The following is a 19,811-nucleotide window of genomic DNA, read 5'->3' on the forward strand; positions in this document are numbered from 1 at the left end:
TTCGACCGGACCTTCGCCGGTTCAGCCGGTGACGATGGTCAGTCCGGCCTCGGCGGCGGCGCCGAAGCCGTCGTCCACGGCCACCACGTCCCGCCCGGCCGCGTCCAGCAGCGAAGCGGCGATGCCCGCGCGCATGCCGCCGGCGCAGTGCACCCAGACCGTGCCGTCGGGCACGTCGTCGATACGGCGGTGGACCTGGTGGATCGGGATGTGGACCGAGCCTTCGATCCAGCCCTCCGCACGTTCGGATGAGCGGCGTACGTCCAGCACGACGATCCGGCCCCGGTTCTGACCGGCCAGTTCGGCGAACGTGGCACGGGGAAAGGACGCGGGACTCTCGCCGGCGCGAAGCCAGTCCGCGGGACCGCCGGTCGCGGCGGAGGCTGGGCGGTCGATACCGACGCGCACCAGCTCCCGCTGGGCCGCTGCGAGCTGCTCGGCCGACTCGGCAAGCAGGGTCACCGGCTTGCCCCAGGGGATCAGCCAGGCGAGGTACGTGGCGAGCTTGCCGTCCGCCTCGAAGTTGAACGACCCCGCGACATGCCCCTCGGCGAAAGCGATGCGGTTGCGCAGGTCCACCACCCACTCCCCCGCCGCGAGACGCTCGGCGATGTCGTCGGGATCGGCGACGGCCGGCGCGGTCAGGTCCACGGGTGCGGGACCAGCCGCATTGGCGGGGCCCATGTGCGCGTAGTAGGCGGGCACGTCCTCCAGGCCCGCCAACAGCTCGGCGACGAAGGTGTCCACATCGATGGTGAGTGCCGGGTTGGCGGCCTTCTCCTTTCCGATCGTGGTCGATTCCCCGCCGGCCTGGGCGGATGAGCAGAAGCTGCCGAATCCATGGGTGGGCAGCACCTCGGTCTCATCCGGCAGTGCGTCCGCGAGGCGGCGGGCGGAGGCGTGCTGGGAGCGGGCCAGCTGCTCGGTGAGGCGTGGCTCCACGAGATCGGGCCGCCCCACCGTACCGATGAGGAGGGAGCCACCGGTGAACGCGGCAACGGGCCGGCCCGCCTCGCTCAGCACGTACGACGTGTGATGCGGCGTATGCCCGGGCGTCGCTACCGCAGTCAGGGTCAGTTCCGCGTCGATGATGACGGTGTCGCCGTCGGACACGGCGGTCCGGGCGAATGACACGTGTGCGTCGGCCGGAACGAGGTAGGCGGCCCCGGTGATGCGGGCCAGCTCAAGACCGCCGGTCACGTAGTCGTTGTGGATGTGTGTCTCGACCACGTGGGTTATCGCCACACCACGCCGGGCCGCGGCGGCCAGCACCCGGTCGATGTCACGGGGCGGATCCACGGCGACCGCCGTCCGACGGCCGCCGGTGAGGTAGCTGCGGTTGCCCAGGCCCTCCAGCTCGATGGCTTCAACGAAGAACACGGAAAGTCTCCTTCCGACGAAAAATTACCCCGGGGGGTATGTTGTTCACCGTAACACCATTACCCCCGGGGGTATATTTCGAAGTGTGGCGACCGCCACGCGCGAACCGCGCCCGTCGGGCATTCCGATGACGTGAGAACGAGGTGGAGATCCATGGCCTACGACCGCACTGTGAGCGTCGACGACACGTTCGAGGAGACCGTGCAGGCTGTCCGTCGAGCCCTGGCCGACCAGGGCTTCGGCGTCCTCACAGAGATCGACGTACAGGCCACGCTCAAGGCCAAGCTCGGACACGACATGGAGCCGTACCTGATCCTCGGAGCCTGCAACCCCTCCCTGGCGCACCGGGCACTGGAGCTGGACCGGACGATCGGGCTTCTCCTGCCCTGCAACATCGTGGTCCGGAAGGACGGCGACGGCGTACTGGTGCAGGCAATCGACCCAGCGACCATGGTCACCCTCACGGGGATCGAGGGCATGGGCCCCGTGGCCGACGAAGTCGCCCTGCGCCTGGATGCGGCTCTCGCTTCCGTCAGGGCATCACACTCATAACCCCATCACCGGGCGGGCCGCCGACGACGGTCACGCGCCCGCCCGGGTCCGCAGTCGACGCGGCCTCCGACGGATCACCAGTCCGGGCACAACGAGCCCCAGCTCTGCCCACTGCCTGACGTCCGCTCGCCTCTTCGGCATACAGCCAGGTGTACAGCCGCGCAACGGGCGGACGGCCTCGTGCTGCCCGGGCTGGGTGACGGTCCTGTTCCCTGTTCTCGCCGTCATGCGCCCCAGTCGTTACGAAGCATCACCGACTGGGCTTCAGCCCAAGACGGCGTACAACCACGCGTGGGAGATCCGTGACGCCTACGGCTACCACCCGTACGACGATCCGGCGTGGGGCGAGACTTCCCCGTACCTCCCCGCATGGGCGTGCGTGGACGCACGTGGAGGGCTCCCCTTGGTCACCACCGATGACCAGGCAACCGCGTAGGTGCTGGTCCGGCTCTCCCAGAGCGGACACTGGCGAGGCGACCGTGGGTCGGCCGCGAGTTCTGCCGGGACCGGCATCGCTGACGACATGGCGTCCGGTAGGCGTGATCCGTGAACGACGAGGCGCCGCACCCGAAGCCGGGGCGGCGTGGGACAAGGGAGCGAGCCTGTCCGCCCGCCTGGCCGAGGTCTACGGCGTGAGCGTGTCCAAGGCGACCATCCCGCTCCTGCGCCGGCCAAAGAGCCCCATCACCCGCGCTCACCGCCGTACGCGCGGCATCCCCAACCCGATCCAGGAGATGATCTCGCGCTGGATCTCGTTGTTGCCGCCGCCGAAGGTGAAGATCACCGCTGACCGGTAGCCCCGTTCCAGCTCCCCGTGGAGGACCGCTCCGGCGGAGCCCTCCTTCAGGGGGCCAGCCGAGCCGACGATCTCCATCAGCCAGGCGTAGGCGTCGCGGCGGGCCTCGGAGCCGTAGACCTTGACGGCGGAGGCGTCCTGGGGGGTGAGGGTGGCGTCCTGGAGCGCGGTGACCATCTGCCAGTTGAGCAGCTTCATCGCGTCCAGGCGGGTGTGGGTGCGGGCGAGGAGGGCGCGGACCCAGCCGAGGTCGATGACCCGGCGGCCGTCGGCGAGCTTGGTGTCGGCGGCCCAGCACTGGACGTTGCGCAGGGCGCGGACCGCCATCGTGCCGTGGGCGGCCAGGGTGACGCGTTCGTGGTTGAGCTGGTTGGTGATGAGCCGCCAGCCCTTGTTCTCCTCGCCTACGCGGTGGGTGAGGGGGACGCGCACGTTCTCGTAGTAGCTGGCCGTGGTGTCGTGCGAGGCGAGGGTGTTGATCAGGGTGCAGGAGTAGCCGGGGTCGCTCGTGGGGACCAGGAGCATGGTGATGCCCTTGTGGGGCGGGGCGTCGGGGTCGGTGCGCACGGCGAGCCAGACCCAGTCGGCGGTGTCGCCGTTGGTGGTCCAGATCTTCTGGCCGTTGACGAGGTAGGTGTCGCCCTCGCGGACCGCACGGGTCTTGAGGGCGGCGAGGTCGGTGCCCGCGTCCGGTTCGCTGTAGCCGATCGCGAAGTCGATCTCCCCGGCGAGTATCCCGGGCAGGAAGCGGGCCTTCTGCTCGTCGGTGCCGAACTGCATGATCGTGGGGCCGACGGTGTTCAGTGCCATCAGCGGCAGCGGGACGCCGGCCTGGGCGGCCTCGTCGAAGAAGATGAACTGTTCCATCGGGGTCAGCCCCCGGCCGCCGTACTCCTTCGGCCAGCCGACCCCCAGCCAGCCGTCGGCTCCCAGCCTGCGGACGGTCTCGCGGTAGAAGCGTTTCTGGGCCGCGGGTTCCGCATAGCGTGCGTAGGCGTTGTCGGGCACCAGGGTCGCGAAGTACGTACGCAGTTCGGCACGCAACTGCTGCTGCTCAAGCGTGTATTCGAGGTGCACGGCCCCTCCAGAGTCTCGCTTCCGCGTCGCGCGTGTACGGCGGCGCACACAGTAGAACGTGTTGCAAGAATCCGGAAGGGGCCGGGACGCGGGGGTTCGGCGTCAGCGCTTGACGGCGCGCAGGACCACGAACTTCGGGTCGCCCGCGACCGTGGTGCAGTTGCCGAAGATCCGGCGCAGATGGGTGTGGTACGAGAGGTGGCGGTTGCCGACGACCCAGAGCTCACCGCCCTGCCGCAGCGCGGTGCGTGCGCCGGCGAACATCGTGCGGGCCGTGGCGTCGGTGGTCGCCAGGTGGGAGTGGAACGGCGGGTTGTTCAGCACCAGGTCCACGCTGCCCGGGGCGAGCCCGTCGAGCCCGTCGCCGACCAGGAAGTCGGCCTTCGCGCCGTCCGGGGCACCCGCCCGGAAGGTCTCCTCGGCGGAGGCCACGGCCCCGTAGGACTCGTCGACGAAGGTGACGTGCGCCTCGGGGTTGGCGATCGCGGCGGAGAGCCCGAGGACGCCGTTGCCGCAGCCCAGGTCGACGACCCGGACGGGCCCGTTGCGGGTGGGCAGGTGCTTCAGGAAGAAGCGGGTGCCGATGTCGAGGCGCTCGGCGCAGAAGATCCCGGCGTGGTTGACGGCGGTCCGGCCGGAGACGGGGCCCACGTCGGCGGGCAGCTCGTAGCGGTAGGGCCAGGGGCTCGGCGTACGCGGCAGCCCGGCGTCCGGCGTGCAGAAGATGAGCCGCGCCTTGCGCACCGCGAGAGAGGTGCGGGTCGGGCCGATGATCCGCTCGAAGAGCTTGAGCGTGGAGGTGTGGATCTCCTTGACCATGCCGGTGCCGATGATCACGGTGCCGGGGTGGACTGCGGGGGCGATCCGGTGGAGCTGGTCCTCCAGGAACGCCAGCGACTTGGGCACCCGGATCAGCAGGACGTCGATCCGGTCCGGCGGAGTGTCGCGCGAGGACAGCAGCTGTACGGCGCCGGCGTCCAGGCCGTTGCGCGCGAGGTTGGCGAGCGTGGCGCGCCGGGCCAGGTACGAGTCGCTGATCTGGACGGGCCGGTGCGCGGCCAGCGCGGTGGCGAGCGCTCCCCACCGGTCCCCCACGACGGCGACCGTGCCCGAGAGGTCGACCGGGCCCGCCTCGGGGTCCGTCAGCTGCCGGAGCAGGTATTCGTCGGCAGCGTCCCACGCCCGGAAGGGATCGCGCGGGTGCTCGGGGAAGCGGGCGAGCTCGAAAGCGCCCTGTGAGGTCGTCAGACGGTTCATATGTGACTCAGGCTAGCCGAGGGAACCGGGGGCGCCCCACACGCTCCCCGGCTCACCGGCCGCGCCCGCCTTCTGCGTACGGCCCACGGCACACTCCCTGCACCGGTCGGCCCGGTCAGGGCAGCTGTTTGTCGAGGGCCGACCGGCCCTCGACCGCCAGCTTGCGCCGCGCCCATTCCAGCGTCCGGGGTGTCAGGTCCCGCCCCGAGGCGAGCACCAGGTCCTCGGCGCTCGGCCGGTCGCTCGCGCCGGTGTGCAGAAGCCGGTCGGGCGTGACGCGCCGCGCCTCGGCCATGGCTGCGGATACGGATTCGGGCTCTTCGCTCATGCCGCCTCCTCGTCCTTTCGGTCATTCTCGCCCCGCGGACACCCGGCCGCATCCGAGGGGCACGGGCGACACGAACCCGATTTTTGACCTGCACATGATAGATACGCCGTGTTCACACCTACGGCACGGTGCGTGTGCGACGCTCCCCGCTGACCACCTACCGCACGGCCGCCGCGTCAGCGCCCCCACCCAGGGTTCTCGTCGCGGTGCCAGTGTTCCGGAGAGGACACCCCACATGTCCCGTCGTCATTCGCTCTACGCGCGTCCGCTGTCGGCCGCGGTGGCCGCTGTCGCCATACTCGGCGGCACCGCGGCCGCGGCCCCGGCGAACCTCGCCGTCCCAGCGCCCGGACCCTACACCGCCACCTACGCCACCTCCGCCACCCTCGATGACACCTACTACCAGGACGCCCTCGGCAAGACCGGCGCCGAGCTGAAGACCGCCCTGCACGCGATCATCAGCGACCAGACCAAGCTCTCCTACAGCCAGGTGTGGGACGCCCTCAAGGCCACGGACGAGGACCCCGCCAACCCCTCTGCCGTCGTCCTGCTCTACACCGGGCGCTCCCGGTCCAAGAACGACAACGGCGGCAATCCGGGCCAGTGGAACCGGGAGCACGTCTGGGCCAAGTCCCACGGCGGCTTCGGCACCGCAAGGGGTCCGGGGACCGACATCCACCATCTGCGCCCCGAGGACGTCCAGGTCAACTCCATCCGCGGGAACAAGGACTTCGACAACGGCGGCAGCGAACTGGGCTCCGCACCGGGGAACTTCACCGACGGCGACTCCTTCGAGCCGCGCGACGCGGTCAAGGGCGACGTCGCGCGCATGATCCTCTACATGGCCGTGCGCTACGAGGGCAACGACGCCTTCGCCGACCTCGAACCCAACGACCGGGTGAACAACGGTTCCACGCCGTGGATGGGCAGGCTGTCCGTCCTGAAGCGGTGGAGCCAGGAGGACCCGCCGGACGCCTTCGAGAAGCGCCGCAACGACGTCATATTCGAGCGGTTCCAGCACAACCGCAACCCGTTCATCGATCACCCCGAGTGGGTCGGCGCCATCTGGTAGTCCCGGTTCAGCCCTCCCCGGCCAGGGCCCGCGCGCACCCTTCGACCGCCTCCACACGGGTGGCGTAGCGGGGCAGGTCCTGGCCGGTCCCCTGCCGTACGACGTCCGGCGGGCCCAGCAGGTCGCGCGGATCGACGACCGCCGCGCGGCGCCCGTCGGAGGCGAGGCGGGCGAGGCCGGTGTGCAGCATCCCCAGGGCCACCGAGTCGACGGAGGTGACGTCGTGCAGGTCGAGCACCACCGAGCCGCCGTCCGGCCCCGACTCGTCCAGGGCGTACAGCACGCGCTCGGCGGCCGTGAAGTCGATGGACCCCTGGGCGGCGACGACGCCGACCTGTTCGTGCAGGACCCGTTCGCGCTCGGCCGAGGGTGCTGAGGGGAGGTCGTCCGCGGTCGTGACGAGGGTGACGGTGGAACCGGGGAGCGCGGGGTTGAGCATGAGGTGGAGCCCGTAGCGTTCCGACATCGCCTCCAGTGCGGCGTGACCGCGTACCGAACTGCCGGTGGCGTCCAGCGGTGGGCTGTACGTCGCCACCCCGAAGCGGGCCGGGCCCACCGCGATGAGGCCGCCGGACACACCGCTCTTGGCGGGCAGCCCGACGCGCAGCAGCCAGTCGCCGGAGCCGTCGTACATGCCGCAGGTCGCCATGACGGCGAGGACCCGGGCGGCGACCTCGTCGGAGACGACCCTCGTCCGGGTGACCGGGTTCAGCCCTCCGTAGGCGAGCGTCGCGGCCATCGTGGCGAGGTCGAGGGCGGTGACACGGATGGCGCACTGCCGGAAGTAGCGGTCCACCGCCAGCACCGGGTCGACCGGCATGGTGCCGGTGGAACGGATCAGATACGCCAGGGCCCGGTTGCGGTCACCGGTCATGGACTCGGAGGTGAACACCTCTTCGTCGACGTCCAGTTCCCGTCCGGCGAAGCGGCCGAGGCAGTGCAGGATCCGGTCGAAGGCGGGGGCGTCGGGGGCGTCGGGGATCAGGGCGGTGGTGACGATGGCCCCGGCGTTGACCATGGCGTTGGCGGGCCTGCCCGTGCCGGGTTCCAGACTGATGGCGTTGAACGCCTCACCGCTCGGCTCGGCGCCCACCCACCGGCTCACCTCGTCGAGGCCGAGGAGGGACAGGGCGAGAGCGTAGATGAATGGTTTGGAGACGGACTGGAGGGTGAAAGGAGTCTCGGCCTCGCCCGCGCTGTAGCGGTGCCCGTCCATGCTGACCAGGGCCAGTCCGAAGGTGTCCGGGTCGGCGTGGGTCAGCTGGGGGATGTAGTCGGCCGGTTTCCCGTCCCGTACGGCCACGAATTCGGCGTGCAGCCGCTGGAGCGAGTCGGTCACCGCGTCGACGGCGCTCATCTTCGCCGCCCCCTCAGCCGCGCTCGGCCTGGGCGACGCGGGGGAAGGTCTTCACCCCGGCGGCCTCGCGACTGTTGGCCTGGAGGCTGACCGTGCGGTCCGGCGGCGCGTCCTCAACGCCGACGACGACGGTGTCGAGGACCTTGTCCTCGGCATCGACGAACTCCACCTTCACGGCGTAGAACGCGGGCTCGTCGGTGGAGTTGGTGACCCGGACGAGCGCGCTGCGAACCTCCTCGGACGCGGTGAGCGGCAGTCCGTTCACCGAGACGTCACCGGCCGCGTTGCCCCGGCCCTCGACCCCTTCGAGCCGTTGGGCGGCCTCCTGCCGCACGCGTTCGGACTCGGCGGACACGGAGGCGGCGAAGCTCTGCTGGGTGCGCGGGCTCGGGGACTCCGACGGCGACGCGTGCGCCTCGGGCGACTCGGGCGTGAGGGTGTGGACGCCCTGGTTGGTGCCTTGGCCGCTGATGTCGGAGTCGCAGGCCGCCGCACCGGCGGCGAGAAGGGCGACGGCCACGACGGGGGTCAGGGCGCGCGCGGGGAGGTTCGCTTTCACGGACGGTCCGTCCAATCGAAGGAGAGAGAAGATCGGGAAGGCGTCGGACTGGGGGGCGATCGAGCGCGTGCCCCCTCACGCCGTCTCGTCGCCGAAGATGTCGCGGAGCTTCGCCTCGCGCTCGGTGTCGAGGTTGCTGTGGAGCAGTTCGGCGCCGCCACCGGGCAGTTGAGCGCCGATCCGGTCGGGCACCTCGTTCATGGTGAGCAGGAACAGCGCCGACGTTCCGGGGGTCACCTTCTCCTTGACCTCGGCGATGAAGTCGTCGTCGATGCCGACGTCGGCCAGCTTTCCGCCCAGCGCCCCGGCGGCCGCACCAATGGCCGCACCCAGCAGCGGCATGAGGAAGATCAGCCCGAAGAGCATGCCCCAGAAGGTGCCGCTGAGGGCTCCGGCGCCGACAAGGCTGAGCAGCTGCCTCGTCCTGGGCTTGGCCCGGTCGGCGGGCCAGCTGACCACCGCGGCGTCGAGGATCTTGATCAGCCCCTCCTTCTGCAGGGACTTCAGCGCCTCCTCGACGTTCTCCGCGCCCTCGGCCGTCCGGAACTTCCACACCGTGAGCGTGGACATCGCGCGCACCTCCGCAGCCAATGATCACCAACTCGCTCATACTAGGATCAAAAGGTATGAATTGACTCGTCGAAGCATCCGCTTCATACGGGAGCGGGTCGAGCCCTGGGAGGGAACGATGGATACGGACGCCCTGACCGCCGACCTGTTGCGGGAGCTGCGGGCGACCCGGCCCTATCCGGCCCTGTCCCTGACCATGCCGACCCACCGCAAGGCCCCGGACAACGCCCAGGACCCCGTGCGGCTGCGCAACCTGATGGCGGAGGCGGGCCACCGCCTGGAGGCCGACCCGGAGGTCAGCCGCGAGGTCCGGGCCGCGCTCCAGGCCCAGCTGGAGCGGGCCGCGGCCGAGGTGGATCCGCGCGGGGCGCTGGACTCCCTGGTCATCCTGGCCACCACCGAGGAGTACCGGATCTGGCGGCTCCCGCGTGTCGCGCCCGAACGGGTGGTGTTCAGCGACACCTTCCTCACCCGCAATCTCGTCGCGGCCAAGGCCCAGACCCGGCCGTTCCGGGTACTCACGCTCGCCGCCGACCACGCCACGCTGTGGATCGGCACGGGCGACGGCATCCGGCCGGAGGAGACGGGCGGCTTCCCGCTGACCGCCCCGAAGGAGCCGCCCAACCCGCAGCGCGAGGAGCGGATCGGCGACACCCCGAGCACCTTCACCGACGAGGAGACGCGGAACTTCTTCCGTACGGTCGACGAGAAGCTGCGCGCGGTGCTCGCCGACGATCCGCGGCCGCTGTATCTGATGGGCCTGGCACCGGCCCTCGCCCTCCTGGACGAGGTCGGTGCGGCCTCCGCCTCGGCCGTCGGCCGGGTCGCCAAGGGCGCTCCGGCCGACCTGCCGCCCGCCGAGGTGCTCAGAGAGCTGCGGCCCGCCCTCGCGGAGGGCGCCCGGCAGGCGGCCGCGCAGGTCGACACCCGCCTCGACCATGCCCGCAGCGCCCATACCTTCGCGGGCGGGCTCGACGAGGTGTGGGCCGCCGTCCGGGAGGGCCGGGCTGGTCTGGTGGCGGTCGAGGAGCACTTCCAGGCCACCGCCCGGGTGACCGACGAGCACCTGGAGCCGGTGCCCGAGGGGACGACGCAGAGCGCGGACGGGCAGGTCCGCGAGGACGTCGTCGACGAACTGGTCGAATCCGCGCTGGACGGCGGCGCCGATGTGGTGTTCGTCGAGGACGGCTCGCTGGACGGCCACGGCCGGATCGCGGCGGCGCTGCGCTACTGAGGACGCCCCCCTGCGCGACAGGACCTACGGGAGGCGGCGGACCGGCTCGCCGTCCAGGAACGCCCGGATGTCCTCCACGGCCTGGCCGTAGTAGAGCTCGTAGTTCGCGCGGGAGACGTAGCCCAGGTGCGGGGTGGCCAGCAGGCGCGGGGCCGTGCGCATCGGGTGGTCGGCCGGGAGGGGTTCGATGTCGAACACGTCGACCCCGGCCCCGGCGATGGCGCCCGCGTGCAGGGCCGCGAGCAGGGCGTCCTGGTCGACGATGGCCGCCCTGGAGGTGTTGATCAGATAGGCGCCGCGGCGCATCAGCGCGAGTTCGGGCGCACCGATCAGGCCCCGGGTCCGGTCGCTCAGGGCCAGGTGGACGGAGACGAAGTCGCTGGATTCCAGCAGCTCTTCCTTGGAGGCGGCGAGGGCGGCTCCGGCCTCCTCGGCCCGCTCCTTGGTGAGGTTCTGGCTCCAGGCCAGCACGTCCATGCCGAAGGCCCGGCCCACCTGCGCCATCCGCCCGCCGATCTTCCCCAGTCCGAGCAGTCCGAGCCGTCGGCCGTGCAGATCGGCGCCCAGGGTGGACTGCCAGGGGCCGCCCGTGCGGATGGCCTCGCTCTCCGGGACGATCCCGCGGGCCAGGCCGAGGAGCAGGGCCCAGGTGAGTTCGAGCGGCGAGGTGGAGGAGCTGGCCGTGCCGCAGACGACCACGCCGTGCCGTTCGGCGGCCGCGTAGTCGATGACGGTGTTGCGCATGCCGGAGGCGACCAGCAGCCGGAGCCGGGGCAGCCGGGCGAACAGCGCCGCCGGGAACGGCACCCTCTCGCGCAGAGTGACCACGATGTCGAAGTCCGCGAGGGCCGCGGCCTGTTCGTCCTCCGTGGCGAGATGCCCGGTGAAGGTCACGACCTCCACATCGGTGGTGACGGGCGACCAGTCGACGACCGTGGTCGCCACGGACTGGAAGTCTTCTATCACGGCACAGCGCAGCTTCATGGCAGGCTCTCTCCGTCGGGGCGGGTGTCGCCGTCCATGATCGCCCATCAGACCGAGCCGGGAGTCAGCCGCCGTCCCACCGCCACTCCACGACCTCGGGAAGATCCGTGCCGTGCTCGCGGATCCAGGCGTGGTGGCGGGTGCGCACGTCCGCCATCGCCTGGCGTACGGCGACAGCGCGGACGCCCAGTCCCGGCACGCGGTCGATGACGTCCATGACCAGCCGGTAGCGGTCGAGGTCGTTGCGTACGACCATGTCGAACGGCGTGGTCGTGGTGCCTTCCTCCTTGTAGCCGCGCACATGCAGGTTGGGGTGGCCCGCCCGGCGGTAGGCGAGCCGGTGGATCAGCCAGGGGTAGCCGTGGTACGCGAAGATCACCGGCTTCTCGCGGGTGAACAGGGCGTCGTACTCGGCGTCCGGCATGCCGTGCGGATGCTCCTCGTGCGGCATCATCCGGGCGATGTCGACCACGTTGACCACACGTACGGCCAGTTCGGGCAGATGACGGCGGAGCAGGCCTGCCGCGGCCAGTGTCTCCTGGGTGGGCACGTCTCCCGCACAGGCGAGGACGACGTCCGGCTCCCGCCCGCCGTGCTCGGTCCCGGCCCACTCCCAGGTCCCGGCCCCCCCGGGCGCAGTGGGCGCGGGCCTCCTCCAGGGTCAGCCAGTCGAACGTGGGCTGTTTCCCGGCCACGACGACGTTGACGTAGTCCCGGCTGCGCAGGACGTGGTCGGTGACGGAGAGCAGGGTGTTGGTGTCCGGCGGGAGGTAGACGCGGACGACCGCGGAGCTCTTGTTCAGGATGTGGTCGACGAAGCCGGGATCCTGGTGCGAGAAGCCGTTGTGGTCCTGGCGCCAGACGTGCGAGGTCAGCAGGTAGTTGAGCGAGGCGATGGGCCTGCGCCAGGGCAGTCGGCGCGAGGTGCGCAGCCATTTGATGTGCTGGTTGACCATGGAGTCGACGATGTGGGCGAACGCCTCGTAGCTGGAGAAGAGACCGTGCCGTCCGGTGAGCAGATAGCCCTCCAGCCAGCCCTGGCAGAGGTGTTCGGACAGCACCTCCATCACCCGGCCGTCGCGGGAGAGGTGTTCGTCGGTGGGCAGGGTGGACGCCTGCCAGGCCTTGCCGGTCGCGTGGTAGAGGGCGTCCAGCCGGTTGGAGGCGGTCTCGTCGGGGCCGACGACCCGGAAGTCCCTGCGCCCCTCGGTGGCGGCCATGACGCTTTCCAGGAGACCGCCGAGCACCTTGGTGGGCTCGTGGAGTACGGTGCCGGGTTTGTCTACGCGTACGGCGTGGTCCTCCAGGGAGGGGAGCGGGAGGTCCCGCAGGAGGAGGCCGCCGTTGGCGTACGGGGTCGAGCCGAGCCGGGCGTCCCCCTCGGGCACACAGGCCAGGACCTGTTCGGTGGGGCGCCCGTCGGCGCCGAAGAGCTCCCGGGGACGGTAGGAGCGCAGCCAGGCCTCCAACTGCCGCAGGTGCTCGGGGTTGTCGCGGACGCCGGAGAGCGGGACCTGGTGGGAGCGCCAGGTGTTCTCGACGGGGAGGCCGTCGACCTCCTCGGGGCCGGTCCAGCCCTTGGGGGTACGCAGGACGATCATGGGCCAGCGGGGGCGTCCGGTGGTCCCGTCCTCGCGGGCGGCCCGCTGGTACGCGGCGATGCGGTCGAGGGCGGTGTCCATCGCGGCGGCGAGCGCCCGGTGCACGGCGTCCGGGTCGTCGCCGGTGACGTACAGCGGATCGTGCCCGTAGCCGCGCAGCAGTTGGTCCAGCTCCTGTTCGGGCAGCCGGGCGAGCACCGTCGGATTGGCGATCTTGTAGCCGTTGAGGTGCAGGACCGGCAGGACCGCGCCGTCGTGGACGGGGTCGAGGAACTTGTTCGCGTGCCAGGACCCGGCGAGCGGCCCGGTCTCGGCCTCGCCGTCGCCGACCACGCACACGACCAGCAGGTCCGGGTGGTCCAGGGCGGCCCCGTAGGCATGGGCGAGTGCGTAGCCCAGTTCGCCGCCCTCGTGGATGGAGCCGGGGACCTCGGGCGCGACATGACTGGGCACACCGCCGGGGAAGGAGAACTGTCTGAACAGCAGGCCCATGCCCTCGGCGTCCCGGCCGACGTCCGGGTAGGTCGCGGAGTAGCTGCCCTCCAGCCAGGCGTTGGCGAGGACGGCCGGTCCGCCGTGTCCGGGTCCCCAGACGCACAGCGCGCTCAGGTCTCGGGCCTTGACGACGCGGTTGAGGTGGGTGTGGACGAGGTTGAGCCCCGGCGAGGTGCCCCAGTGGCCGAGCAGCCGGGGCTTGATGTCCTCGGGGACGAGCGGCCGGGTCAGCAGGGGGTTGGCCATCAGGTAGATCTGGCCGACGGCGAGGTAGTTGGCGGCGCGCCAGTGCGCGTCGAGGGCGGCGAGCTCCTCGGCGGGGAGCCCGGGGGGCGCGGACGGGGCGGAGGTGTCGCTCACGGGGCAGGTCTCCTCGTCGGGTGACGGCACAGGGGCGGGTGCCGCGTCAGGGCGTCTCGGGGCCGTACCAGAGCGTGGTGGCGTTGCAGAACTCGCGGATGCCGTGTCCGGCGAGCTCCCGGCCGTAACCGGAGCGCTTGATGCCGCCGAAGGGCAGGGCGGGGTGCGAGGCGGTCATCCCGTTGAAGAAGACGCCGCCGGCCTCCAGATCGCGGGCGCAGCGCTCGATCTCGGCCGGGTCGCGGGTCCAGACGTTGGAGCTGAGGCCGAAGGGCGTGTCGTTGGCCAGGTGGACGGCCTCGTCGAGGTCGGCGACCCGGTAGAGCGTGGCGACCGGTCCGAAGGTCTCCTCGCGGTGGATGCGCATCGCGGTGGTGATACCCGCGAGCACGGTGGCCTCGTAGAACCAGCCGTTCTCCAGGCCGCCGCCGAGCTTCTCCGGACGGCGACCGCCGCACAGCGCCTCGGCACCCCGTCCGACGGCGTCGTCGACGAGTTCCTCCAGGTCGGTGCGGCCCTGTTCGGTGGAGAGCGGACCGATGTCGGTGGCCTCCTCCAGCGGGTCGCCGACGGTCAGGGCGAGCATGCCCGCGGTGAAGTGCTCGGCGAAGGTGTCGTAGACGTCGGCGTGCACGATGAACCGCTTGGCGGCGATGCAGGACTGGCCGTTGTTCTGGACGCGTGCGGTGACGGCGGTGGCGGCGGCCTTCGCCACGTCCGCGGAGGGCAGGACGAGGTAGGGGTCGCTGCCACCCAGCTCCAGCACGGTCTTCTTCACCTCGTCGCCCGCGACGGCCGCGACGGAGCGGCCCGCCGGTTCGCTGCCGGTCAGGGTGGCGGCGGCGACCCGGGGATCGCGCAGCACGGCCTCGACGGCGCCCGAGCCGATCAGCAGCGTGCGGAAGCAGCCCGCGGGGAATCCGGCCCGGTGGAAGAGGTCCTCCAGGTACAGGGCGGTCTGGGGGACGTTCGAGGCGTGCTTGAGGAGGCCGACGTTGCCCGCCATCAGTGCGGGGGCGGCGAACCGCACCACCTGCCACAGCGGGAAGTTCCACGGCATCACGGCGAGGACCACGCCGAGCGGACGGTAGCGGACCAGCGCCCGGGAGGCACCGGAGTCGTGTACGTCGTCGGGGTCGGGGTGCTCGTCGGCGAGCAGGGCCTCGGCGTGGGCGGCGTACCAGCGCATCGCCTTCGCGCACTTGGCGGCCTCCGCGCGGGCCGCCGTGACCGGCTTGCCCATCTCGACGGTCATGGTGCGGGCGATGGTGTCGCCGTCCTCGTCGAGCAGGTCGGCGGCCCGGTTCAGCCAGGCGGCCCGCTGCGCGAAGGGGGTGGTGCGGTACTGGCGGAAGGTGTCGGCGGCCGCGGCGATCCGCCGTTCGGTCTCCTCCTCGCCGAGGGCGTCGTAGGACTTGATCAGTTCGCCGTTCGCGGGGTTGACCGTCGCGATGGGCATGACAGTGGCCTCCTTGCGTGGTGCCTCGGTACTTCGACCGTGCCGCGCCGCACCGGTGCGCGCAACGCGGCCCTCCCCCGCCCCGCACGTACCCGGCCGACGCGGATCATGCGTGCCGGAGGGCACGTTCCGCGTCGGCCGGGGTGCGGGCCGTCCTTGCCGGACGGGTTATACGAGCGCCGCGAGAGGGGTGCGGCGGGAGGTACGGACACCGGTCAGCGGAGCCCGCGGGACCAGTCCCGCGGCGCGCGGAGCCTCGGCGTAGCGGGTGAACCAGACCACTTTGCCGTCCGTGGTCCGGCAGGTGCCCCAGCTGTCGCTGAGGGCCATCACCCGGCTCAGCCCGCCGCCGGCCGGCAGCAGCCGGGGCATCCGGGCGCTGTTGTCCGCCACGGACACGGTGACGTGCCGTCCGGTCCAGCGGAGTTCGACGACGCAGCTGTTGCCGTCGCCGACGTGCCGGTGGACGTTGGTCAGGAGTTCGTCCAGGGCCCGGCACACGGGCCGGACGTGCAGATCGAGACTCCAGTGACGAAGGTGTGCGGCGACGATCCGCCGCAGCTGGGAAACGCGCTCTGCCGACACCTGCAGTTCGACCGAGTAGTGCCGGTCGAGGGGAACGGTCATCGTCGGGGCTCCTCACCACGAGGCCCACGTGCTTCACCCCGTCGTACTTCACCCCGTCGTACGAACGACCCCCGAACACGAAGCGTGAGCACTTATCACTTCTGGGTCACTCATCAGGGTGCGCCGGGGACGCCGGTCGCGCAACAGGGGGACCGTCCGTGTCGGTGGGGGCGGGGGGCGGTCACAGCAGGTAGGGCAGCAACCGGTCCGGGGTGAGGGGAAGTTCGCGCAGCCGGGCGCCGGTGGCGTGGCGGACGGCGTTGCCGATGGCGGCGGCGGTGCCGACGATCCCGATCTCGCCGATGCCCTTGCTGCCCATCGGGTTCAGATGACGGTCGTCCTCCTCGATCCAGTGCGCCCGGATGTCGGCCGTGTCGGCGCAGACGGGCACGTGGTAGGAGGCGAGGTCCTTGGCGGTGAAGTCGCCGAAGGCCGGGTCGATGCCGGAGCCCTCGGTGAGCGCCATGCCGATGCCCATCACCATGCCACCGGTGAACTGGGAGCGTGCGGTGGCCGCGTTGAGGATGCGCCCGGCGGCGTACACGCCCAGCAGACGGCGTACGCGCACCTCTCCGGTGACGGCGTCGACGGCCGTCTCGGCGAAGTGGGCACCGAAGGCATGCCGCGCGTACGGGGACTCGGCGGCGGTCTCCTGTTCGGTGTCGGCGGTCGCGGTGAGCCCCTCGGCGGGCAGCGGGCCGGAGTGCGCGGCGAGCCGGTCGGCCAGCTCCGAGGCGGCCTTGTGCACCGCCCAGCCCCAGGACGCGGTGCCGGAGGAGCCGCCGGCCAGCGGGGCGGTGGGCAGCTCGGTGGAGCCGATGGCGACGGCGACGGCGTCCGGGTCCGTACCGAGGGCGTCGGCGGCGATCCGGGCGAGAACCGTGCGGGCCCCGGTGCCGATGTCGGTGGCGTTCACCTCGACGCGGTACGTGCCGTCCTCCGCCGCGTGGGCGCTCGCGGTGGAGCGGGAGACGAGCACCGGGTACGTCGCGGAGGCCACGCCCGTACCGAGGAGCCAGCCGCCCTCCTGGCGGGCGGCGGGGCGGGGGTCGCGGTCGTGCCAGCCGAACCGCGCCGCGCCCTCGCGCAGGCAGGCGGCCAGGCCGTGGCTGCTGAAGGGGCGGCCGCTGTCCGGCTCGGTCTCCGGCTCGTTGCGCAGCCGCAGCTCCACGGGGTCGAGCCCGAGCGCGGAGGCGAGTTCGTCCATCGCGGACTCCAGGGCGTACATCCCCGAGGCCTCCCCCGGTGCGCGCATCCAGGAGGGGCTGGGCACGTCGAGGACGGCGACCCGGTGCGCGGTGCGGCTGTGCGGTGAGGCGTACATGACCCGTGCGGGCACGGCGGCCTGCTCGACGAACTCCTTCACCGTGGAGGTGTGGGTGACGGCCTCGTGGCAGACGGCGCTGAGCGTCCCGTCGAGGTCCGCGCCGAGCCGGACCCGCTGGACGGTGGGCGCACGGTGGCCGACGACCTCCGCCAGCTGGCCGCGGGGGAAGGCCAGCGTGACCGGCCGTCCGGTGTGCCGGGCGGCCATCGCGGCCAGGACCGCCTGGGGACGCGTGGTGCCCTTCGAGCCGAAGCCGCCGCCCACGTGCTCGGAGACGACGGTGATCCGGTCCGGGTCGAGGCCGAAGACCCGCGCGAGGCTGCCGCGCACGGTGGCGGACCCCTGGCTGGAGTCGTGGACGGTCAGGTGTCCGCCGCTCCACGAGGCCGTGGCGGCGTGCGGCTCCATCGGGTGGTTGTGCAGCGCGCCCATCCGGTAGGTCGCGTCGATCTGTACGGGGGACGAGGCCAGGGCCTTGTCCACGTCGCCGCGCTCCCGCACGGCGGGGTGACCACCGTTGGCCTCCTCGGGGGTGTACAGGCCGGGATGGTCCTCCGAGAGGGTCACGTCGTGGGGGTCGCGTTCATAGGCGACCAGCAGCTCCCCGGCCCCGGTCCTGGCCGCCTCGGGGCTTTCGGCGATCACCAGGGCGATGGGCCAGCCGTGGTGCGGGACGCGGTCGTTCTGAAGCACCGAGAGGATCGGGTCGTCGGGCTCTTCGAGCGTCGGCGCGTTGTCGTGGGTCAGGACGGTGTGGACCCCCGGGACGGCGAGGGCATCGACGGCCCGCACCGCGGCGACCCGCCCGGCCGCGATGGTGGCCGGGACCGGCCAGGCGTAGAGACAGCCGGGCGGAACGACGTCGGCCGCGTAGCGGGCGGTACCGGTGACCTTCTCCCGGGCCTCTCTGCGGACGAGGCTCGCACCGGGGAACTGCGGGACGTGGGTCATGGGGCGGGTCCTCGGGTCGGGGGGGCTTGGGGGCCTCGGGGGCAGGCCCTCGGGGGGCGGGAGCCGAGCGGCTCAGGCAGTGCGCGCGGGGCTGGTCCAGCCGGTCCGGGCGGAGCTTGTCGGGCCGACGCGGACAGTCCGGCAGGGCGGGCGGCAGTCCGACAGACCAACGGGGACAGTCCGGCAGGGCGGGCGCGGCCACCTGGCGAGTCGGGCGGCCGCCCGACGGGTCGGTTCAGCCCGTCCGGGCCGGCTGCTGTCTGCCGGTCAGTTCGCCGAGCACGTCCACGGCGAGCCGGCGGGCGAGGTCCACCTTGAAGGCGTTGTCGCGCAGCGGCCGGGCCCCCGCCAGCTCCGCGTCCACGGCGCGTTCGAAGGCGGCCGGGGTGGCCGGCGCCCCGCGCAGCTCGGCCTCGGCCCGCCGGGCCCGCCAGGGCCGGTGCGCGAGGCCGCCGAAAGCGAGGGCCGCGTGCGTCACGTACCCGCCCTCCACCCGGACGTTCGCGGCGGCGGAGGCCAGGGCGAAGGCGTACGAGGCCCGGTCGCGGGCCTTGCGGTAGCGGGAGAGGGCGCCCGGCACCGGAGGCGGCAGTATCACCCCGGTGATCAGTTCGCCGGGTCTGACGACGGTGTCCTGGTCCGGATTGCGGCCCGGGAGGCGGTGGAAGTCGGTGGCGTGGACCGTGCGTTCGCCCTCGGGGCCGAGCAGCAGCACGGTGGCGTCGAGCGCCGCGAGGGCCACGGCCATGTCGGAGGGGTTGGTGGCCACGCACTCCTCGGAGTGGCCGAGAACGGCGAGGTCGCGGTGGGTTCCCTCGCGGGCCGGGCAGCCGGAGCCCGGAAGCCGTTTGTTGCAGGGTTTGGAGACGTCCTGGAAGTAGCGGCACCGGGTGCGCTGGAGCAGGTTGCCGCCGGTGGTGGCGGTGTTGCGGAGCTGCCCGGAGGCCCCGGCCAGCAGCGCCTGCGAGAGCGCCGGATAGCGCTCCCGTACCTCGGGGTGGGCGGCGAGATCGCTGTTGCGGACGGTGGCGCCGATGGCCAGGCCGCCGTCCGCCGTCCGGGTCACCCGGTCCAGGGGAAGCCCCGCGACGTCGATGAGGACGCGGGGCGCCTCCACGCCGAGCTTCATCAGGTCCACCAGGTTGGTGCCGCCGCCCAGGAAGCGGGCTCCGGGCCTGGCCGCGCAGAGACGTACGGCCTCGGCGGTGGAGGCGGGGCGTACATAGCCGAAGGGCCTCACGGGATCACGTCCTCGATGGCTTCGACGATCCGGGGGTAGGCCCCGCACCGGCACAGGTTGCCGCTCATGCGTTCGCGGATCTCGTCGGGGCCGAGGTCCGCCCGTCCGCCGGAGGGCGCATCCGGTTCGGTGGCGTGGGAGGGGAAGCCGTCGGCGGCCTCGCCGAGCATGCCGACGGCGGAGCAGATCTGGCCGGGGGTGCAGAACCCGCACTGGAGGGCGTCCCGTTCGACGAACGCCTGCTGCACGGGGTGCAGGGTCCCGCCGTCGGCGAGCCCTTCCACGGTGGTGATCGCGGCGCCGTCCTGGGTGACGGCGAGCAGCAGGCAGCTGGTGACCCGCCGCCCGTCGACCAGAACCGTGCAGGCTCCGCACTGGCCGTGGTCGCAGCCCTTCTTGGCGCCGGTGAGACCGAGTCGGTCACGCAGGGTCTCCAGGACCGTGCTGCGGTGGTCGATCGTCAGCGTCGTCGCGGTGCCGTTGACGTGCAGAGTCACGGTGGAGCGTTCGTCGACGACCGGTTCCGGTTCGAGGTCCGCTCCCAGAGCGAGGGAATCCATGCGCCCGCCTTTCACGCTTGCTGTT

At 71.9% G+C, this 19,811-nt stretch carries 17 protein-coding genes and 1 pseudogene; 4 read left to right on the plus strand and 14 right to left on the minus strand.

The features are described 5' to 3' along the window. Positions 1-21 precede the first annotated feature (21 nt). Complete coding sequence (locus CIB93_RS03095; protein WP_096623787.1) at positions 22-1,380, minus strand: rhodanese-like domain-containing protein; 1,359 nt, start codon at positions 1,378-1,380, stop codon at positions 22-24. 153 nt (positions 1,381-1,533) lie between these two features. Here CIB93_RS03095 and CIB93_RS03100 point away from each other — a divergent pair, with 153 nt between their 5' ends. Both CIB93_RS03100 and CIB93_RS37380 read left to right on the plus strand, forming a co-directional pair. After that, entirely contained in the window at positions 1,534-1,932 is a 399-nt protein-coding gene (locus tag CIB93_RS03100; protein ID WP_096623789.1) for a DUF302 domain-containing protein, read from the plus strand. A gap of 226 nt (positions 1,933-2,158) precedes the next feature. Further along, positions 2,159-2,368, plus strand: coding sequence for a DUF4158 domain-containing protein (locus CIB93_RS37380; protein WP_143659979.1), 210 nt, complete (start codon positions 2,159-2,161; stop codon positions 2,366-2,368). Positions 2,369-2,626: 258 nt separating this feature from the next. On the opposite strand, the gene CIB93_RS03105 is transcribed toward CIB93_RS37380, so the two are convergent. From CIB93_RS03105 to CIB93_RS03115, 3 genes are all read right to left on the minus strand, one after another. Next, the gene (locus CIB93_RS03105) at positions 2,627-3,805 is read right to left on the minus strand and encodes an acyl-CoA dehydrogenase family protein (RefSeq protein WP_096623791.1); all 1,179 of its coding nucleotides are present in this window, start codon (positions 3,803-3,805) and stop codon (positions 2,627-2,629) included. A gap of 102 nt (positions 3,806-3,907) precedes the next feature. Next, on the minus strand, positions 3,908-5,062 hold the full coding sequence (locus CIB93_RS03110; RefSeq protein ID WP_096623793.1) for a methyltransferase: 1,155 nt from the start codon (positions 5,060-5,062) through the stop codon (positions 3,908-3,910). Positions 5,063-5,177: 115 nt separating this feature from the next. After that, positions 5,178-5,390 (minus strand): hypothetical protein, encoded by a 213-nt coding sequence (locus tag CIB93_RS03115; protein WP_096623795.1) that lies wholly within the window; start codon positions 5,388-5,390, stop codon positions 5,178-5,180. Between the two features lie 235 nt (positions 5,391-5,625). On the opposite strand from CIB93_RS03115, the gene CIB93_RS03120 reads away from it, so the two are divergent. Beyond that, positions 5,626-6,462 (plus strand): endonuclease I family protein, encoded by an 837-nt coding sequence (locus CIB93_RS03120; RefSeq protein ID WP_096623797.1) that lies wholly within the window; start codon positions 5,626-5,628, stop codon positions 6,460-6,462. Between the two features lie 7 nt (positions 6,463-6,469). Here CIB93_RS03120 and glsA read toward each other — a convergent pair whose 3' ends face one another. From glsA to CIB93_RS03135, 3 genes are all read right to left on the minus strand, one after another. Continuing rightward, positions 6,470-7,819, minus strand: a complete 1,350-nt coding sequence (gene glsA / locus CIB93_RS03125; protein ID WP_096623799.1) for a glutaminase A — start codon at positions 7,817-7,819, stop codon at positions 6,470-6,472. A gap of 13 nt (positions 7,820-7,832) precedes the next feature. After that, positions 7,833-8,378 (minus strand): hypothetical protein, encoded by a 546-nt coding sequence (locus CIB93_RS03130; RefSeq protein WP_096623801.1) that lies wholly within the window; start codon positions 8,376-8,378, stop codon positions 7,833-7,835. A 75-nt stretch (positions 8,379-8,453) separates the two neighbouring features. Beyond that, the gene (locus CIB93_RS03135; RefSeq protein WP_096623803.1) at positions 8,454-8,948 is read right to left on the minus strand and encodes a DUF1269 domain-containing protein; all 495 of its coding nucleotides are present in this window, start codon (positions 8,946-8,948) and stop codon (positions 8,454-8,456) included. Positions 8,949-9,066: 118 nt separating this feature from the next. Here CIB93_RS03135 and CIB93_RS03140 point away from each other — a divergent pair, with 118 nt between their 5' ends. Beyond that, positions 9,067-10,182 (plus strand): chemotaxis protein, encoded by a 1,116-nt coding sequence (locus CIB93_RS03140; protein ID WP_096623805.1) that lies wholly within the window; start codon positions 9,067-9,069, stop codon positions 10,180-10,182. Between the two features lie 24 nt (positions 10,183-10,206). On the opposite strand, the gene CIB93_RS03145 is transcribed toward CIB93_RS03140, so the two are convergent. From CIB93_RS03145 to CIB93_RS03175, 7 genes and pseudogenes are all read right to left on the minus strand, one after another. After that, positions 10,207-11,166, minus strand: a complete 960-nt coding sequence (locus CIB93_RS03145; RefSeq protein WP_096623807.1) for a D-2-hydroxyacid dehydrogenase family protein — start codon at positions 11,164-11,166, stop codon at positions 10,207-10,209. 64 nt (positions 11,167-11,230) lie between these two features. After that, positions 11,231-13,622, minus strand: a pseudogene (locus CIB93_RS03150) (phosphoketolase). Positions 13,623-13,668: 46 nt separating this feature from the next. Beyond that, positions 13,669-15,081, minus strand: coding sequence for an NADP-dependent succinic semialdehyde dehydrogenase (locus tag CIB93_RS03155; protein ID WP_096623809.1), 1,413 nt, complete (start codon positions 15,079-15,081; stop codon positions 13,669-13,671). Between the two features lie 168 nt (positions 15,082-15,249). Further along, positions 15,250-15,708, minus strand: coding sequence for an ATP-binding protein (locus tag CIB93_RS03160; RefSeq protein WP_096623811.1), 459 nt, complete (start codon positions 15,706-15,708; stop codon positions 15,250-15,252). A 181-nt stretch (positions 15,709-15,889) separates the two neighbouring features. Beyond that, the gene (locus CIB93_RS03165) at positions 15,890-17,986 is read right to left on the minus strand and encodes a xanthine dehydrogenase family protein molybdopterin-binding subunit (protein ID WP_096623813.1); all 2,097 of its coding nucleotides are present in this window, start codon (positions 17,984-17,986) and stop codon (positions 15,890-15,892) included. 235 nt (positions 17,987-18,221) lie between these two features. Next, positions 18,222-19,226 (minus strand): xanthine dehydrogenase family protein subunit M, encoded by a 1,005-nt coding sequence (locus CIB93_RS03170; protein WP_096623815.1) that lies wholly within the window; start codon positions 19,224-19,226, stop codon positions 18,222-18,224. Then, a complete protein-coding gene (locus tag CIB93_RS03175) occupies positions 19,223-19,786 on the minus strand; it encodes a (2Fe-2S)-binding protein (protein ID WP_096623817.1) in 564 nt (187 codons plus the stop codon). Before CIB93_RS03175 ends, CIB93_RS03170 begins: the two co-directional genes overlap by 4 nt. Between the last annotated feature and the right edge of the window lie 25 nt (positions 19,787-19,811).

The sequence above is a fragment of the Streptomyces sp. WZ.A104 genome, from assembly GCF_002382885.1.
Classification (GTDB): domain Bacteria; phylum Actinomycetota; class Actinomycetes; order Streptomycetales; family Streptomycetaceae; genus Streptomyces.

What these genes read in the sequence shown, in the direction of transcription:
- CIB93_RS37380 (WP_143659979.1), top strand. Translation starts at nt 2,159, where the DNA reads ATGCGCCCCAGTCGTTACGAAGCATCACCGACTGGGCTTCAGCCCAAG.
- glsA (WP_096623799.1), bottom strand. Translation starts at nt 7,819, where the DNA reads ATGAGCGCCGTCGACGCGGTGACCGACTCGCTCCAGCGGCTGCACGCC.
- CIB93_RS03145 (WP_096623807.1), bottom strand. Translation starts at nt 11,166, where the DNA reads ATGAAGCTGCGCTGTGCCGTGATAGAAGACTTCCAGTCCGTGGCGACC.
- CIB93_RS03100 (WP_096623789.1), top strand. Translation starts at nt 1,534, where the DNA reads ATGGCCTACGACCGCACTGTGAGCGTCGACGACACGTTCGAGGAGACC.
- CIB93_RS03160 (WP_096623811.1), bottom strand. Translation starts at nt 15,708, where the DNA reads ATGACCGTTCCCCTCGACCGGCACTACTCGGTCGAACTGCAGGTGTCG.
- CIB93_RS03110 (WP_096623793.1), bottom strand. Translation starts at nt 5,062, where the DNA reads ATGAACCGTCTGACGACCTCACAGGGCGCTTTCGAGCTCGCCCGCTTC.
- CIB93_RS03155 (WP_096623809.1), bottom strand. Translation starts at nt 15,081, where the DNA reads ATGCCCATCGCGACGGTCAACCCCGCGAACGGCGAACTGATCAAGTCC.
- CIB93_RS03135 (WP_096623803.1), bottom strand. Translation starts at nt 8,948, where the DNA reads ATGTCCACGCTCACGGTGTGGAAGTTCCGGACGGCCGAGGGCGCGGAG.
- CIB93_RS03120 (WP_096623797.1), top strand. Translation starts at nt 5,626, where the DNA reads ATGTCCCGTCGTCATTCGCTCTACGCGCGTCCGCTGTCGGCCGCGGTG.
- CIB93_RS03175 (WP_096623817.1), bottom strand. Translation starts at nt 19,786, where the DNA reads ATGGATTCCCTCGCTCTGGGAGCGGACCTCGAACCGGAACCGGTCGTC.
- CIB93_RS03140 (WP_096623805.1), top strand. Translation starts at nt 9,067, where the DNA reads ATGGATACGGACGCCCTGACCGCCGACCTGTTGCGGGAGCTGCGGGCG.
- CIB93_RS03115 (WP_096623795.1), bottom strand. Translation starts at nt 5,390, where the DNA reads ATGAGCGAAGAGCCCGAATCCGTATCCGCAGCCATGGCCGAGGCGCGG.
- CIB93_RS03165 (WP_096623813.1), bottom strand. Translation starts at nt 17,986, where the DNA reads ATGACCCACGTCCCGCAGTTCCCCGGTGCGAGCCTCGTCCGCAGAGAG.